Origin of the sequence: Clostridioides sp. ES-S-0001-03 (assembly GCF_020676075.1) — a bacterium.
Classification (GTDB): Bacteria; Bacillota; Clostridia; order Peptostreptococcales; family Peptostreptococcaceae; genus Clostridioides.
On the sequence record NZ_JACVWJ010000007.1, the window covers coordinates 44,859 to 60,377 of the forward strand.

The 15,519-nt window shown below is 28.5% G+C and carries 16 protein-coding genes; 3 read left to right on the plus strand and 13 right to left on the minus strand.

Annotated elements, in window-relative coordinates:
- Positions 1 to 302: 302 nt before the first annotated feature.
- Positions 303 to 1,532 carry an aminopeptidase gene (locus IC174_RS14875; protein ID WP_227483285.1) on the plus strand — a complete coding sequence of 410 codons (1,230 nt, stop codon included), beginning with the start codon at positions 303 to 305 and terminating at the stop codon, positions 1,530 to 1,532.
- Between the two features lie 203 nt (positions 1,533 to 1,735).
- Here IC174_RS14875 and IC174_RS14880 read toward each other — a convergent pair whose 3' ends face one another.
- From IC174_RS14880 to IC174_RS14905, 6 genes are all read right to left on the minus strand, one after another.
- Positions 1,736 to 4,117 carry a homocysteine S-methyltransferase family protein gene (locus IC174_RS14880; protein ID WP_227483286.1) on the minus strand — a complete coding sequence of 794 codons (2,382 nt, stop codon included), beginning with the start codon at positions 4,115 to 4,117 and terminating at the stop codon, positions 1,736 to 1,738.
- Positions 4,089 to 4,814 (minus strand): vitamin B12 dependent-methionine synthase activation domain-containing protein, encoded by a 726-nt coding sequence (locus tag IC174_RS14885; protein WP_227436417.1) that lies wholly within the window; start codon positions 4,812 to 4,814, stop codon positions 4,089 to 4,091. The genes IC174_RS14880 and IC174_RS14885 overlap by 29 nt, the downstream gene beginning before the upstream one ends.
- Positions 4,804 to 5,259, minus strand: coding sequence for an S-ribosylhomocysteine lyase (locus tag IC174_RS14890; protein ID WP_227483287.1), 456 nt, complete (start codon positions 5,257 to 5,259; stop codon positions 4,804 to 4,806). The genes IC174_RS14885 and IC174_RS14890 overlap by 11 nt, the downstream gene beginning before the upstream one ends.
- A gap of 280 nt (positions 5,260 to 5,539) precedes the next feature.
- Positions 5,540 to 6,724, minus strand: a complete 1,185-nt coding sequence (locus IC174_RS14895; RefSeq protein WP_227483288.1) for an ATP-binding protein — start codon at positions 6,722 to 6,724, stop codon at positions 5,540 to 5,542.
- On the minus strand, positions 6,714 to 7,406 hold the full coding sequence (locus IC174_RS14900) for a response regulator transcription factor (RefSeq protein WP_227436423.1): 693 nt from the start codon (positions 7,404 to 7,406) through the stop codon (positions 6,714 to 6,716). Before IC174_RS14900 ends, IC174_RS14895 begins: the two co-directional genes overlap by 11 nt.
- A 131-nt stretch (positions 7,407 to 7,537) precedes the next feature.
- Positions 7,538 to 8,254, minus strand: coding sequence for a M15 family metallopeptidase (locus tag IC174_RS14905; RefSeq protein WP_227483289.1), 717 nt, complete (start codon positions 8,252 to 8,254; stop codon positions 7,538 to 7,540).
- Between the two features lie 124 nt (positions 8,255 to 8,378).
- On the opposite strand from IC174_RS14905, the gene IC174_RS14910 reads away from it, so the two are divergent.
- On the plus strand, positions 8,379 to 9,119 hold the full coding sequence (locus tag IC174_RS14910) for a tRNA 2-thiocytidine biosynthesis TtcA family protein (RefSeq protein WP_227483290.1): 741 nt from the start codon (positions 8,379 to 8,381) through the stop codon (positions 9,117 to 9,119).
- A gap of 292 nt (positions 9,120 to 9,411) precedes the next feature.
- On the opposite strand, the gene IC174_RS14915 is transcribed toward IC174_RS14910, so the two are convergent.
- The 5 genes from IC174_RS14915 to IC174_RS14935 all read right to left on the minus strand — a co-directional run bounded on the left by IC174_RS14915 (position 9,412) and on the right by IC174_RS14935 (position 13,602).
- Positions 9,412 to 10,263, minus strand: coding sequence for a metallophosphoesterase (locus IC174_RS14915; protein WP_227483291.1), 852 nt, complete (start codon positions 10,261 to 10,263; stop codon positions 9,412 to 9,414).
- Positions 10,264 to 10,288: 25 nt separating this feature from the next.
- Positions 10,289 to 11,227 carry an SDR family oxidoreductase gene (locus IC174_RS14920; RefSeq protein ID WP_227436429.1) on the minus strand — a complete coding sequence of 313 codons (939 nt, stop codon included), beginning with the start codon at positions 11,225 to 11,227 and terminating at the stop codon, positions 10,289 to 10,291.
- A 102-nt stretch (positions 11,228 to 11,329) separates the two neighbouring features.
- Complete coding sequence (locus tag IC174_RS14925) at positions 11,330 to 11,980, minus strand: HAD family hydrolase (protein WP_227436430.1); 651 nt, start codon at positions 11,978 to 11,980, stop codon at positions 11,330 to 11,332.
- Positions 11,981 to 12,130: 150 nt separating this feature from the next.
- On the minus strand, positions 12,131 to 12,319 hold the full coding sequence (locus tag IC174_RS14930; protein ID WP_227436432.1) for a ferredoxin: 189 nt from the start codon (positions 12,317 to 12,319) through the stop codon (positions 12,131 to 12,133).
- A 98-nt stretch (positions 12,320 to 12,417) separates the two neighbouring features.
- Positions 12,418 to 13,602, minus strand: coding sequence for an amidohydrolase family protein (locus IC174_RS14935; RefSeq protein ID WP_227483292.1), 1,185 nt, complete (start codon positions 13,600 to 13,602; stop codon positions 12,418 to 12,420).
- Between the two features lie 43 nt (positions 13,603 to 13,645).
- Between IC174_RS14935 and IC174_RS21425 the strand changes: the two genes are divergently transcribed.
- Positions 13,646 to 13,753 (plus strand): hypothetical protein, encoded by a 108-nt coding sequence (locus tag IC174_RS21425; protein ID WP_227436595.1) that lies wholly within the window; start codon positions 13,646 to 13,648, stop codon positions 13,751 to 13,753.
- On the opposite strand, the gene IC174_RS14945 is transcribed toward IC174_RS21425, so the two are convergent.
- Together IC174_RS14945 and IC174_RS14950 are read right to left on the minus strand one after the other, a co-directional pair.
- Positions 13,745 to 14,662 carry a SufB/SufD family protein gene (locus IC174_RS14945; protein WP_227436436.1) on the minus strand — a complete coding sequence of 306 codons (918 nt, stop codon included), beginning with the start codon at positions 14,660 to 14,662 and terminating at the stop codon, positions 13,745 to 13,747. The genes IC174_RS21425 and IC174_RS14945 overlap by 9 nt on opposite strands.
- Positions 14,663 to 14,683: 21 nt before the next feature.
- Positions 14,684 to 15,412, minus strand: coding sequence for an ATP-binding cassette domain-containing protein (locus IC174_RS14950; protein ID WP_227483293.1), 729 nt, complete (start codon positions 15,410 to 15,412; stop codon positions 14,684 to 14,686).
- Between the last annotated feature and the right edge of the window lie 107 nt (positions 15,413 to 15,519).

A 15,519-nucleotide genomic window follows, 5' to 3' on the forward strand; every position in this document is an offset into this window, starting at 1 on the left:
GCTTTGCCAGAAAATTTTTTATTTCATTATAAATATCTATCTCATTATTATATTATAAGTTTTTTTCGGTATTCTTGTATAGCCTTTCACTAAAAAAGTATTTTTATTTCTACTTTAATACTATTATCAACAAAAAATAACGTCTTAGTTACAATTATATATCTAAACAATCTATTTTAATTAAAATACATATTTTTTATTTCTCAGTCTATTAAGTATAAATATTTTAAATATGACCCAAAATCTAAGTAATGATATAATATTTATAAGTTATTTAATGTTAAAAATACAGGAGGATAGATATGGATTTCAATAAAAATTTAGAAAAATATGCTGAGTTAGCAATTAAGGTCGGAGTTAACATACAGCCAGGTCAAACTTTACTTATAAAATCACCAATCGAATGTGCTGATTTTGCAAGAAATGCACTGAGGGAAGCATATAAATGTGGAGCTAAAAATGTATATATAGAATGGTCTGATGAAGAAAGTACTCTCATTAAATATTTATATGCTCCAAACGAAGCATTTCATGAGTTTCCAAAATGGACAGCAGATCAATATGTAGATATAGCTAAAGAAGGTGGAGCATTTTTATCAGTATATGCTCAAAACCCTGATTTATTAAAAGATGTTGACCCTGAGAAAGTTGCTAACTTTCAAAAAGCTTCTGGAAAGGCTTTAAAAGAGTGGCGTTCTTATACGCTAACAGATAAATGTAAATGGAGTATAGTTTCTGTACCAACAAAAGATTGGGCAAAAAAAGTATTTCCAAGTTTATCAGAAGATGAAGCAATAGATAAATTATGGGATGCCATATTTAAGTGTTCAAGAGTTGATGGACAAGACCCTATAAAAGCATGGAAAGAACATAATGAAAATCTAAAGTCTAAAATGGATTTTTTAAATGAAAGTAATTTTAAAACTTTAAAGTATAAATCTTCAAAAACTGATTTAACTTTAGATTTACCAAAAGGTCATATTTGGTTAAGTGGAGCATCTAAAGACCCTAACGGAGTAAGTTTTAATCCTAACATTCCAACTGAAGAGATTTTTGGAATGCCACACAAGTTTAAAGTCAATGGAACTGTATACAGTACTAAACCCCTTGTTTATGGAGGAAATATAATTGATAATTTCTCTTTGACTTTCAAAGATGGTAAAATAGTAGATTTCTCTGCTGAAAAGGGACTAGAAACATTAAAGAAACTTATTGAAACAGATGAGGGTTCTCATTATCTAGGAGAGGTTGCTCTTGTTCCATATAACTCTCCAATATCTGATACAAATATTATTTTTTATAATACTTTATATGATGAAAATGCTTCTTGCCACTTTGCAATTGGTTCTGCATATAAGACTTGCTTAGATGGTGGAAATGATTTGAAAGATGAAGAATTAGATGAGTATGGGGTAAATGATAGTCTAACACATGTTGACTTTATGGTTGGTTCTTCAGATATGGATATTGTCGGAGAAACTCATGATGGAAAACATATACAGATTTTTAAAGATGGCAATTGGGCTTTTTAAGTGTTTTTATACTAAAAAGGGCTGACGGAAGTTATACCAGACTTCCCAGCCCTTTTTAATGTTGATGATAAATATTTTTTTATATTAATTAATCTCATTATTATAGATTAATTCCTATTATTTTGGACATAAGTTTCTAAAACTTATATTTATATTATATATAAAATATCCTATTTAGTAAAACCTTTATTTCGATTTACATGCTAAAAATTTAGCTTTGCTATCTCAACAGCAGATTTTGCATCCTTTGAATAATAGTCAGCTCCCATTTCCTCAGCATATTCTTCTGTCAAAACAGCACCACCTACAAATACTTTTGCATTTATTTCATTATCTCTTAATGCTTGAATTGTATCTTTCATACTTTGAACAGTTGTAGTCATAAGTGCACTTAACCCTACTAACTTTATATCTCTTTTTTTAGCAACCTCTACTACTTCCTCAATTGGAACATCTTTTCCTAAGTCTATAACTTCATATCCATAATTCTCTAGCATTATTTTTACTATATTTTTTCCAATATCATGAATATCTCCTTTTACTGTAGCAACTATTATTTTTCCTTTAGATACATTATCACTACTTCTACTTATTAAGGTTTCTTTTATTGTATTTAGTGCAGTTTTCACTGTTTCTGCTGATTGAATAAGTTGTGGTAAAAAGATGTCTCCACTATCATATTTCTTTCCTACTCTATCAAGAGCTGGAATTAAAATTTTATCTAATATATAATTTTCATCCTTCTCTTTTAAAAGATTCAACGTTTCATTTTTGGCTTCTTCTTTTAATCCCCTTTCAACTAAAACATCTAGTGATAAGTCTTTATTAGCTTTAATAGTGGAATCAGACTGTTTTGAATTATTCATATTACTATATTGATTTATATAATCTACGCAGCCTTTATCTGTATTATTTAAGATTCTAAAAGAATTAATAGCCTCCATCATACTATATTCGTTTGGATTTATAATTGCTAAGTCAAGCCCTGCTCCTAAAGCTAACGTTAAAAAAGAAGCATTAAGTGCTTTTCTATTTGGAAGTCCAAATGAAATATTTGAAACACCTAGTATAGTTTTTACCCCTAATGTCTTAACCATTGTTATGGCTCTTATAGTTTCTATTGCTTCCTCTTGTTGTGCTGAAACAGTTAGTGATAAACAATCTATAAATATATCTTTTGGTTTTATTCCATAAGAAACTGCTCTATCAACTATTTTTTTTGCTATTTCAAATCTTTCCTCAGCTCTTTTAGGTATACCTTTTTCATCTAATGCAAGACCAACCACACATGCACCATACTTTTTAACTATTGGTAATATGCTTTCTAAGGACTCTTCTTTGCCGTTTACAGAGTTTGCAATTGTTCTACCATTATAATATCTAAGACCTTGTTCTAAAGCCTCTACATTGGAAGAATCGACTTGTAATGGTGTATCTACTACTGCTTGAATCTCTTTTATCAACTTTGGCATTAATTTCTTTTCATTTATTTCTGGCAAACCAACATTCACGCCTAATATTTGTGCACCAGCACTTACTTGTTCCAACCCCAAATTTATTGCATAATCTAAATTTTCATTTTTTAAAGCTTCTTGTAAAGATTTTCTACCAGTTGGATTTAATCTTTCTCCGACAACTGTAGGTGATTCTACTTCCACAAATTTTGAGGGCGAACAAACTACACATTTATCAATCTTTTCGGTACTTCCCTTTTTAACAGAACTTATATTTTCAGATATTTCTTTTATAAAGCTTGGATTTGTGCCACAACACCCGCCTATTATAGTTGCTCCAGCTTCAACAAATTTTTTGACTCCCTCAAAAAATTCCTTTGCATCAACATCATAGATAGCTTCTCCATCAACTATATTTGGTAAACCTGCATTTGCTTGAACCATTACAGGTATTGAAGCTCTTGACACAATTTTTTTGACTATTGGCAAAAGCTGTTTAGGACCTAATGAACAGTTTACTCCTATTGCATCAACTCCCAGACCTTCTATTGTGGCAACCATACTTTCTGGCATACATCCAGTAAAACTTCTCCCACTCTCATCAAATGTCATAGTACAGAAAACAGGTAAGTCAGAATTCTCTTTAGCCGCTAAAACGGCTGCTTTAGCTTCATATAAATCCATCATAGTCTCTATTACTATTACATCAGCTCCAGATTTAACTCCCTGCAATACTTGTCTTTTAAATATCTCATATGCTCTGTCAAAGCTTAAAGTTCCCATAGGCTCTAACATTTCTCCTATAGGACCAATATCTAGTGCTACATATCTAGGTTTAGTGTTATCTACATTTTCTATAGCTTTTCTAGCCACTAAAATAGCATTGTCGATAACTTTTTCTACTGTATATTCACTATCTAATTTTAATTCATTACACCCAAAAGTATTTGTAAGAATTACATTTGAGCCTGCTTCTAAATATGATGTATGTATCTCTATAAGTTTTTCTGGATTTTGAAGACCAAATACTTCTGGATTTTCACCTATTTTTAACCCCTTTTGTTGAAGCATTGTTCCCATTGCACCATCAAATATTAATATATTATCCTTTAGATATTGTCTTATTTCCACAAGAATTCGCTCCTTTTCTATATGTACAATTTCTGTAGTTTTTACAATTTTCACACGATTTTTCTTTCTTTGATTTATCTATTTTCAAATTAGAAATGCCTATAATAGCTACTACTGATTTTCTTGGTATCATAATCCCATTTGATGTAATTGTGAGTCCTATTTGTTTTTGAGCATTTAAAACATTTAATATATCTATATTTTTCTCTATTGGTAAGTCCCCATATCCTGGGCTATATCGCATAGTTATAAATTTGTTTTGTTTTAAAAAAACCTTTTCTATATCATTTTGAACAATATCGCATACTTCTTCTATTGCTGTTGTTCCACATGAATCAATTATTAGTCCTCTTGTTAAGTCTGAGTAAGAGTATCTTTTTATTTCCTTTTCTACCTCTATTCCCAAAGTAGCTGCCATAATTACACATTCATCACAGTCTTTTAGAAGTTCATATATATCCTTACTTTTTAAGGTTAAATTTGTTCCCTCTAGTTCTACAATCTTATCTTTATTTATTTTGATAGGATAAATCCTAGATATATATCTAGGATTTATCTTGTTTTTGGCTATTTCTATACATTCATCAATAGTTTCTTTAAGTTCTTTATCTATTTCTTGTCCTTTATATTGTAAATACCTTAGAACCTCACTTTGATTTATGCTTATACGTTCTCTTTCAATTACATTATTCTCCATATATATTAAGAGAAAATCCTTTATCTAAAACATCTTTTGCATATTCTTTTGCTCCAAATAAAGATAAGTCTCTATAATTTCCACATTCTAAAGCTGTAGCAGCTGGCATTTTATCAGATTCAATTACTTTCTTTAATGCCTTTTCTAAGCTATCTTTAACTGTTTTAGCATCTATATCTCCCCATAATATTAAATAAAATCCTGTTCTGCACCCCATTGGAGATAAATCTATCACTCCATCTAATGTCTCTCTTAAATAAGTTGCTAATAAATGTTCTAAACCATGCATAGCAGCAGTTCCAAAGCTTTCTACATTTGGTTGTAAAAATCTCAAGTCAAATTTAGTTATTTTATCTCCTTTAACTCCATCAAGTACACTACACTTTCTCACAAAAGGAGCTTTAACTTTTGTATGATCTAATTTAAAACTTTCTACTTTTTCCATTTTTGAATCCTCCATCATCACTTAAAAATTTATTACTTTAAATCTATAAAAAAACTCCCCCTATCCACTATTGATAAGAAGAGTATATTATTTCCAATCATCTCATCGTTGTTAGCAGGACCACCTAATAAAAGGTTGGTATAGGATCGCTGAGCTAACTCTCTCCCCTAATTCTTGATAAGTATCTTATTAAACTGACTTAAATTATATATTACTTTTTTATTTTTGTAAACACTTTATGCTATAAATATTTGTGTATCTAAATCATACTTTTATCTTATTACACAGTTTCTTGTATTATTGGTAGTTGTACCTCAAATACAGTTTGATGTATATTACTTGAAACAGTAATTTCCCCACCATGTAAATTCACAATATTTTTTGTAATTGCAAGACCTAATCCAGAACCTCCATCATTGCTATTTCTTGATTTTTCAACTCTATAGAATCTATCAAATATATTTGGTAAATCTAATACTGGAATGGGTTCTCCATAATTTATAACTTTTGCAATAGCCATATTTCCTTTTTTTGCTGTTACTATATCCACATAAATTCCTTCTTTTCCATATTTCATAGCATTGGTTATAAGATTTTCAAAAGCTCTCACCAATTTATTTGGGTCAGCATTTATAATTAATTTTTCTTCATTGAAATTAACTCTACTAACCATAAATTCTTTTTTAAAATAAAATCCAAGTTGAGATACTATTTGGCTTAATAGCTCTACCAAGTTTATGTCTATTTTTTTTAATCTTATTGTATTATTTTGCATTTTTGTAAGTTCAAATAAATCATTTATAAGTATATTTAAACTTTTTGATTTCTCATATGCAATATTAACATAATACATCAACTGAACTTCATCTTTATACTTACCATCTTCTATCAATCCTAGATAACCCATTATTGAGGTTAAAGGAGTTCTTAGGTCATGTGAAACATTTGTTATTAAATCTGTCTTAGTTTGTTGAGCCTGTCTTTCTTCAACAGTTATATTTCTAAGTTGATAAACTATACTATTGATTTTATTTGCAAGTTCATCAATCTCATCAATTTCTTTATCACTTAATCCATTTGACTCATACTCAATATCTATACTTTTTTCTAAATCGCCTTCCTCCATTGAGTTTACAGCATCCATGATAATTTCTAGTTTTTTATTTTTGTTATCAGTATCTTTTAGAAAATTTACAAGTTTTTTATTTCTCTTGTATGACATTAATGAATAAATTGATAATGATGCTGTCAGAAATAAAACTGAATATAATGTGCTGTCTCCTATAACAGATCTAATATTTCTTAAACTAAGCATAAAGTAATTAATTGTAGATAAAGTAGTTCTTATATATAATATCTTTATTATATATGCACTTGTTAACATAATAATTAGGGTTATAATACAGCTTATTATAAAGTCTACTATAGGACGAAACATATAATTTAATACACTCTTATTTTTCAATTTTATATCCTACCCCCCATACAGTATGAATTATTTTTTCTCCATCTGTATACTTTTCAATTTTATCTCTTATCCTACTCATATGAACCATTACAGTATTGTTAGATTGGTAGTATTGTTCTTTCCATACTTTTTCAAATATCTCTTCTGTACTATATACTCTACCTTTATTATTTGCTAGTAAATACAAGATATCAAATTCTCTCGATGTCAAAAATATATCCTTTCCAGCTACTGTTACACTATGCTTTTCCTTATCTATTAATACCACTCCAACTTCTATGACATCTTTATTTTCTTTGTTAGTACCACTAAAATAATACGCTCTTCTAAGTAATGCTTTTACTCTCACAGTAAGTTCAAGTGGATTAAATGGCTTTGTTAGATAGTCATCTGCACCTGTCATTATTCCTTGTATCTTATCCATATCCTCTGATTTGGCACTCAACATAAGTATTGGTATATTTAAACTTACTCTAACTCTTCTACAAACTTCTATCCCATCCATCTTTGGCATCATTATATCCAATACCATCAGATGAATATTTTCTTTTTCTAAAATATCTAAAGCTTCTTGTCCATCTTTAGCCTTAATTACATTATATCCATCATTTAAAAGGTATATCTCTACAAGGTCTCTTATTTCCTTTTCATCATCCACAACAAGAATTGTATCTTTCACTTTTTCACATCCTAACTTACTTTAATATAGTTTTTACTCATCTAAAATTATACTATACTTAAAGTAGTCTAGTATCAAATTTATTTATATTACATTTAGTAATATCATACAATTTATGTTATGTTGTTTTATTATTTGTTTTGCAAATATTCTTCCAAGGTTAACCCTTTTGAATAAATTTCCTCAGCAACATCCTTACCCACATATCTAATATGCCATGGCTCATATGCTGTACCTGTTATATCTTCTTTACCTTTAGGATATCTTATTATAAATCCAAATTTATGAGCATTTTCTGCCAACCATATAGCTTCTTTTGTACTTCCAACAAACCATCTCTCTGGATTTGTCAAGTCAATACACAGTCCAGATTGATGTTCACTATGTCCAGGTTTTGCTACATATGCATCAGCTTTTTCCTGACCTTGAGAATTTACTCTTCTTGTATAAGTATCTTGTTGAGTCTCATAAGACCTATATGCTGAAGACCCTAAAAACTGTATTCCTTCTTCATTAGCTTGTCTAACTAAGTCTTCTACTGCTTTTGCAGGTTCTCCTGCCATTTGTTTTTCCTCTTCAGTAGCTTCTGGAACAAATTCTATATTTACCTTAGTAATGTCTTTCGGCATATAATCTTTACTAAGTTCATTTGTCTTGTTTACCAATAATATATTATCTGCTATACTATTTGAGTGATTTTTTTTCTGAGAATCTGTTTCAACATATTGAGATGAAGCAAATTGAGCAGTTCCAGTTGGTTCTTCATCTTTCAGAATTTTATCTTTAACTATAAACATACTTATAAATACTACTACTATAATGCCTAACATCAATTTTAATTTTTTCATGGTTGAATCGTCTCCTTCGTTATGTTTATTAACGTTAATTTTAGAGTATAAGTTTTAAGTATTTTATAAGTAAACCTTAAGTTATTCTTAAGTTTATATTTTCAAATAAAGGATGGTGCTAAAAATGTCTATGCAAAAACTTCTTAGTAAAGCTCGTAAGGCTATACAAGACTTTGATATGATACAAGAAAATGATAAAATTGCAGTTGGCCTTTCTGGTGGAAAAGATAGTTTGACATTACTTCATATACTTAAAAATTATCAAAGATTTTCTCCACAAAAGTTTGAATTAATAGCTGTAACACTAAATACTGGTGGAATTGATAACTCACCATTAAACAAATTATGTGAGGAAATAAATGTACCTTTTTATGAATTTCAAACTAATATAAAAGAAATTGTATTTGATATAAGAAAAGAAAAAAATCCTTGTGCACTATGTGCTAATTTAAGAAGAGGTGCTTTAAATGACAACGCAAAGAAACTTGGGTGCAACAAAGTAGCTCTTGGACACCATAAGGATGATGCTATTGAGACATTTTTAATGTCTATGTTTTATGAAGGAAGAGTTAATTGTTTTTCGCCAAAAACATACTTAGATAGACAAGATTTAACTGTTATAAGACCAATGATTTACATAGAAGAATATATGACTAAGAAGATTTCAAAGGAGTGTAACTATCCTATCATAGCAAACCCATGTCCTGCAAATGGCCATACTAGGAGAGAATACATAAAAAACCTTATTGCGAATTTAAATAAAGAAATGCCAGATTTTAAAAGAAATGTATTTGGAGCTTTAAATAATTCAGAAAAACTTTTTATATGGGATAAGGAAAATATAAAAAATATTTATTTAAAGTAATTTAAATATAACATTAAATCATTTTCATACATTGTATAAAAATTAATATCTTTATATAAAGAAACACAAGATTGTATTAATTATAAATACTCTCTATTTATAATTGATACAATCTTGCTATATTATAATCTTTTATATTTTTATTATTTTTTATATCTATATTTTAATAGTTATTAATATTATTATCAATTCTAATAAATGTATTAACTATAACTTAAACTTTTTATATTCTTAACTCAATTTATTCTTAAAATTTCTATCCCTCTATATTTCATAAAAACAATATTTTATACTAGATTAGAATATTAAATTCGACTATCTCTGGTACATTAAAAAATCTAAATGGCAACTTTGTACTTCCAAGACCAGAACTCACATATAGATGATTTCCCTTTATATCATAAAATCCTTTAGTGTATTTCCTTCCATATGGAGGAGTAACTAAAGCACCCTTGAAAGGCAACCTTATTTGACCACCATGACTATGTCCAGATAAAACTAAATTCATTGTATCTTTACTGAGCATATCTACCAAATCTGGTTCATGTGCTAATAATAAATTAAAACTATTATAATCAGTTTTGCTTTCCAAATCTCGTATATTTGGATTACCATTTAATATCTCATCAGCTCCAAGTATATTAATATACTTATTGTCTTCAAGTCTTATTTTCTTATTTTCATTAACTAAAAGATGAAAGTTAGAGTTTTTCATAATTTGTCTATAATACCTAGGAAGTTTATACATATAATCATGATTACCAAATACTGAAAACTTTCCTAACCTTGCATTCATACTAGATAAAATCTTTGTAATTTCATCTATATCTGGATTTTTATTAGAATAATCAATTAAATCTCCAGTAAATACTAATATATCTGGATTTAAGGCATTCACCTTATTAGCTACTTTTTTAAGTTTATTAGTCGAATAAAAACTGCCTATTTGAGTATCTGAAATCTGAACTACTTTTATAATCTCATTCTCATTTTTTACTATATCTTCTTTAATCATGTTTCCATCTTCATTTATATTATATTTTTTCACAATTAATAGACTCGGTTCTATTGCAACTGAGTATATAAAAATTAAAACAAATATCAATATAAAAAATTTTAAAAAACGCTTTATCTTTAATTTCAAAGTATCTACCTACTTATTTATTATCTTAAACTATTTGCATTACAGACTCAACTTTATCCATTTTTCTATCATGTAATTTTGGTTTATTGGCTAAGAACCATTTATATGTTGTTGTAAGGCCTTCTTTTAATAAAACATTTGGTATATAAAGACCATGTTCAATAAGCTTATTTATATCTAGATTAAAGTCTATATTTCTAAACGGGAAGTAAGTTCTCTCTCTAAACTCAACTTTTTCCATGTCTACATATTTTATAATAGGTTCCTTCCCAATAACTTCTCCACATGTATATATAAGTTCATCCCAAGATATTAACTGTGGATTTGTTACATTATACGCTTCTCTCACATGAGAATTTTTCATTACACTTTCTAACACTTTTACTAAATCCCCAATATATATAAATTGATTGCTTACTTGTTTTCCTTTAGGTACTGGTATTTTTTCGTTTTTTTCTATTTTTTCAAAGAAATAGTATTCTCTATACAAATTATTATTTTCACCATATATATAAGTTGGCCTAATAATTATATATGGTATAGAACTATTTATAACAAAATCTTCTGTTTCTTTTTTGTTAAGTCCATATTTACCCCAGTTTTCATTTTCACCTTTTTCATTATCTTCTTTTACATTTCTTCCACTATCTTTGTATACGGCTCCTGCTGACAATACTATGTATTTTTTTAAGCTATCTAAGTTCACAAAATCAATAAGATTACCAACATCCTCTTTTGTATATGCTGTCATATCATATATGTAATCGTACTGTCTTCCATTGATAATGTTTTCCATATCTTTGCGTACTTTTCTATCGCAAATTAAGTGCTCTCTAAATCCTTTATAATCTATTTCCTTTTTACCATTCGTAAGTATATCTATTTGATACCCACATTTAATTAAACGCTTAGCAAGTGCAGAACCTATGAAGTCGCTTCCACCCATGATTAAAATAGATTTCATTTCAAGTGCATCCTCCTCTTTTTTAAATGGCTTCCTTAATTATAATATCATATTTTTAAATATGCTACACCATTTTGTATTGTTTTTGTCTATAAAAGATATTTATAGCAAAATATCTTTTATAGATTTAACACTTTCGACAATATAGGTAGGATTGCTCTTACTAATTTCATCAAAAGAACCATATCCATACAATACCCCTATAGAATCTACACCTATTTTATTAGCTCCAATTATATCGTATTTTCTATCACCAATCATAATGACCTTATCTTTATCTGTTACACCACACAAATCTAACACATATTCTATAACTTCATTTTTATTTACTCTTGTACCATCAAGGTTACTACCTGCGATATATTTAAAATAACTATCTATACCAAAATATTTAAGTATGGTTTCTGCAAAAACTGTTGGTTTAGAAGTAGCTAATAATAATGTTTTCCCATTCTCATAAAGTATTTTTAAAGTCTCCTTTATGTCTTTATAGATTTTATTTTCAAATATTCCTCTGTCAGAAAAGTATTCTCTATATTTTTCAACAGCTTCTGTTGCCTTTTCATCTTCAAATTTATAATAGTCTTTGAAAGTAGAATGTAGGGGTGGCCCTATAAATTGTTCTAAGTTATCCAATTCTTCTTCTATACCAAAACTATTTAAAGAATATTGAATAGACTTTGTTATTCCTTCTTTAGGGTCTGTAAGTGTTCCATCTAGGTCAAACAGCACTATTTCATAATTTTTCTTCATATATAAGTCCTCCACTTTTTATAAAAATAATATATTATCTTTTGAGTTTATATATTTTAAAAAGCTATAGTAATAGAATCTTAATCTAATACTATAGCTTAAATAATAATCAAATCTTATATGTTGTCTTGAAACTAAATCTAAACAGTCTTATTTAACTGTTATAGCTGAAACTGGACATCCTTCTTCTGCTTCTTTACATAAATCTTGTAATTCTGCTGGTATTTCTCCTTCAATTGCAACTGAATGTCCTTCATCACTCATACTAAAAACGTCTGGACATGTTCCTATACACGCTCCACAAGCTACACATACATCTTTATCAACAAATGCTTTCATACTAAAATACCTCCCCTAAAATTATAATTATTGTTCCATTACATATTTATCCAATATATACTAATTTAAACATATTTTTCCTTTTTTTTCAATATAACTTAATTTATTACAGTGCCATCATACGAATGTCTATAAACTTCACTACTTTTCATCCATGATTTTATAGTATATTGTAAGTTCAATTTTTTATTTAGCATTAGTTCATTATTATTATAATCTGTTATAATTTCTTCACTATCATCTATTGTAAATATTGTAAAATCACCTTCTCCACCAATTTTTATCCTACCTTGACTTCCTTGCAAATTAAAAACTTTTGTTGGATATTCAGTTACTTTTTCTATACATTTTTCTAGAGGTATACCAAGTTCCATGATTTTATTTACAACATTTAAAAGAGAATAATGTATATCTTTCATATTTTTTATATGCATATCTGTACTTATTAAATCTGGCTCTAATCCTTGATTTACTGCTTTTTTAAAGACTTCAAAATCAAACTGCTCTAATCCATGGCATACATCAAATAATACACCTTTATCTTTTGCATTTAATACAGATTCTCTCAAACTGCCAGATTCATTAAATATTCCATTTGTGCTATTTCCATATACAGGCGTAACTACATCTCCCTTTCCCAAAATATTCATTACTTCATCTATATATGATGGATACTCCCCTATATATACCACTAATGGTAAATTTAATTTTTCTGCAATTTGCTTTGACTTCTTAATTATATCTATACCATCTGTACTAGATTGAAATTTACTTGCTTTTACTTTTATACCTTTTATCTTTTCCATGTTTTTTTCTACAATAGACTCAATGTTATCAAAATTTATAACATCTAAAGATGTTGATTCATTCAATATATTTAATCCCTCATTAGTTACATTTAAAAATGAATACACTTCAGTCTTACATTCATCCATATATTTTTTCTTAAAATCGTAGTAATTTACAGGACCTGCTGTACCTGCATCAAATATAACTGTTGAACCTTTTTCAATTCCAATTGAATCAGAATCCATACCTGTAGGTAATTTTCTCTTATAAAAATGGGTATGAACATCTATAAATCCAGGAGAAATATACATGTTGTTAGCATTTATTATCTCAAACTCTTTGTTTATGAGTATTTTTTCTTTTCTTATCATTTCTTTAAGATTTAATCCAATATCACATATCTTTCCATGTAAAACCAAGATATCTCTTTTCTCAAATTTGATACCATCTTTTGGAGATATTATTGTGCCATTTCTTATAAGTAAGTTTTTCATTTATTCCACATCCTAATTACAGTATAATTTCTCTAATAGTTTTATCTTACATAAAGAAAATAAGTCTAAAAATAAAAAAATTTTAGACTTATTCATTATATTATACTATATTAATTATATTAAATTAAATAAAAACTTGGACTTACTTTAAAAAACAATTTAGTATTTGTTGTTCTGCTTCTTCTTCTGTAAGTCCTAATGTCATCATCTTTAAAATTTGGTCTCCTGCAATCTTTCCAATTGCTGCTTCATGTACTAAAAGAGCATCTGGATGGTTTGCAGCAATTTCAGGTATAGCACTAATTTGAGAATTTCCCATAATTATTGAGTCACATTGAACATGTGCAGAGCAAAGAGAATCCCCAATAACACAAGGATTAAATTTTTGTTTAGAGTTGTCTTGACCAACTGTACGAGAAATTACTTGAGCAGAAGAATTTTCACCTTCCAATATAACCTTCATATTAGATTCTGCAACTTGATTTCCATGAGTTAACAACTTTTCAAATACAACTATCTTTGCTCCTTTACCTAAAGTGGCATCCATTTCTCTTTTAGTTGAATCAACGCCTTTAATCTGAATTGTTTCCATTTCACAATATGAATCTTCACCCATATTAACAATCGTAACTGGATTTAAAATTCTTTTTCCTTCTCCATCACCTTCGCCATAATGTTTTTCCACATATTTTAGACGAGCTCCTTTATGTAAGAAGAATCTATGTATTCCATTGTGTTCACTGTCATCATTACCACAATTATGTATACCACAACCAGCAATTATAACAACATCTGCATTTTCTCCAATTTCAAAATCATTATAAACCATGTCTTGTACACCAGCTTCTGTTACTATTACTGGTATATGAACATTTTCTCCTTTAGTGTTTGGTTTTACTATAATATCAATTCCAGGTTTATCAGTCTTTGGAGCTATAGTTACATTTTCAGTTGAATGTCTTTCTATACCTTGTCCATTTTTACGTATATTGTATGCTCCTAATGGAGTTCCACGAAGTTCAGCAACTTTTTCTAAAAGATTTAAGTCTATTTTGTTCATTTAATTTGCCTTCCTTTCTAATTAATTCATTTCTTTCATTAATCCACAGTTTGAATTAACTTGGCACATGATTTCAGGTAATATAGCATCTTTTGTTCCATGGCTTTTTACTGAACCATCTTGTAAAACAATTATTTCATCAGCTAACTCTAGTATTCTTTCTTGGTGAGAAATTATGATTATAGTTTGGTCAGATTCCCCATGAATTTTCTTAAAACTTTCATTAAGCTTTCCAAAACTCCAAAGGTCTATACCTGCTTCAGGTTCATCAAATATAGAAACCTTTAAATCTCTAGCAAAAAGAGTTGCTATCTCGATTCTTTTCATTTCCCCTCCAGAAAGAGAGTTATCAACTTCACGATTTAAATAGTCTTTTGAGCACAATCCAACATCTGTAAGATATTGACAACACACATCAGTAGACAATGGTTTTCCATGAGCAAGAGTAAGCAGGTTTTCAACTGTCATACCTTTTATTCTTGGTGGTTGTTGAAATGCATATCCTATTCCTTTTTTTGCTCTTTCTGTGATGCTAAGATTAGTTATATCTTCTCCATCTAAAAGTATTTGACCGCTAGTGGCTTTTTCAATTCCCATAATAAGCTTAGCAATTGTGGATTTTCCTCCACCATTTGGTCCTGTGATAACAATAAGTTTGCCTTTTTCAAATGAAAGGCTAACATCATTTATTATTCCTAGCTCCTCATTGTTAGACTCAACATTAAAGGAAAGATTTTTTATTTCAAGCATAATACCCCTCTTTTCTGTAAAATATTACATTTATATCCATTCTTTTATTATATCAGTACTTTTTATATCTCAGCAACTCTAAGGGATAAAATATATATTAAATATAA

What these genes read in the sequence shown, in the direction of transcription:
- IC174_RS14925 (WP_227436430.1), bottom strand. Translation starts at nt 11,980, where the DNA reads ATGAAGAAAAATTATGAAATAGTGCTGTTTGACCTAGATGGAACACTT.
- IC174_RS14935 (WP_227483292.1), bottom strand. Translation starts at nt 13,602, where the DNA reads ATGAAAAACTTACTTATAAGAAATGGCACAATAATATCTCCAAAAGAT.
- IC174_RS14945 (WP_227436436.1), bottom strand. Translation starts at nt 14,662, where the DNA reads ATGAACAAAATAGACTTAAATCTTTTAGAAAAAGTTGCTGAACTTCGT.
- IC174_RS14950 (WP_227483293.1), bottom strand. Translation starts at nt 15,412, where the DNA reads ATGCTTGAAATAAAAAATCTTTCCTTTAATGTTGAGTCTAACAATGAG.
- IC174_RS14920 (WP_227436429.1), bottom strand. Translation starts at nt 11,227, where the DNA reads ATGAAATCTATTTTAATCATGGGTGGAAGCGACTTCATAGGTTCTGCA.
- IC174_RS14875 (WP_227483285.1), top strand. Translation starts at nt 303, where the DNA reads ATGGATTTCAATAAAAATTTAGAAAAATATGCTGAGTTAGCAATTAAG.
- IC174_RS14905 (WP_227483289.1), bottom strand. Translation starts at nt 8,254, where the DNA reads ATGAAAAAATTAAAATTGATGTTAGGCATTATAGTAGTAGTATTTATA.
- IC174_RS14910 (WP_227483290.1), top strand. Translation starts at nt 8,379, where the DNA reads ATGTCTATGCAAAAACTTCTTAGTAAAGCTCGTAAGGCTATACAAGAC.
- IC174_RS14890 (WP_227483287.1), bottom strand. Translation starts at nt 5,259, where the DNA reads ATGGAAAAAGTAGAAAGTTTTAAATTAGATCATACAAAAGTTAAAGCT.
- IC174_RS14885 (WP_227436417.1), bottom strand. Translation starts at nt 4,814, where the DNA reads ATGGAGAATAATGTAATTGAAAGAGAACGTATAAGCATAAATCAAAGT.
- IC174_RS14930 (WP_227436432.1), bottom strand. Translation starts at nt 12,319, where the DNA reads ATGAAAGCATTTGTTGATAAAGATGTATGTGTAGCTTGTGGAGCGTGT.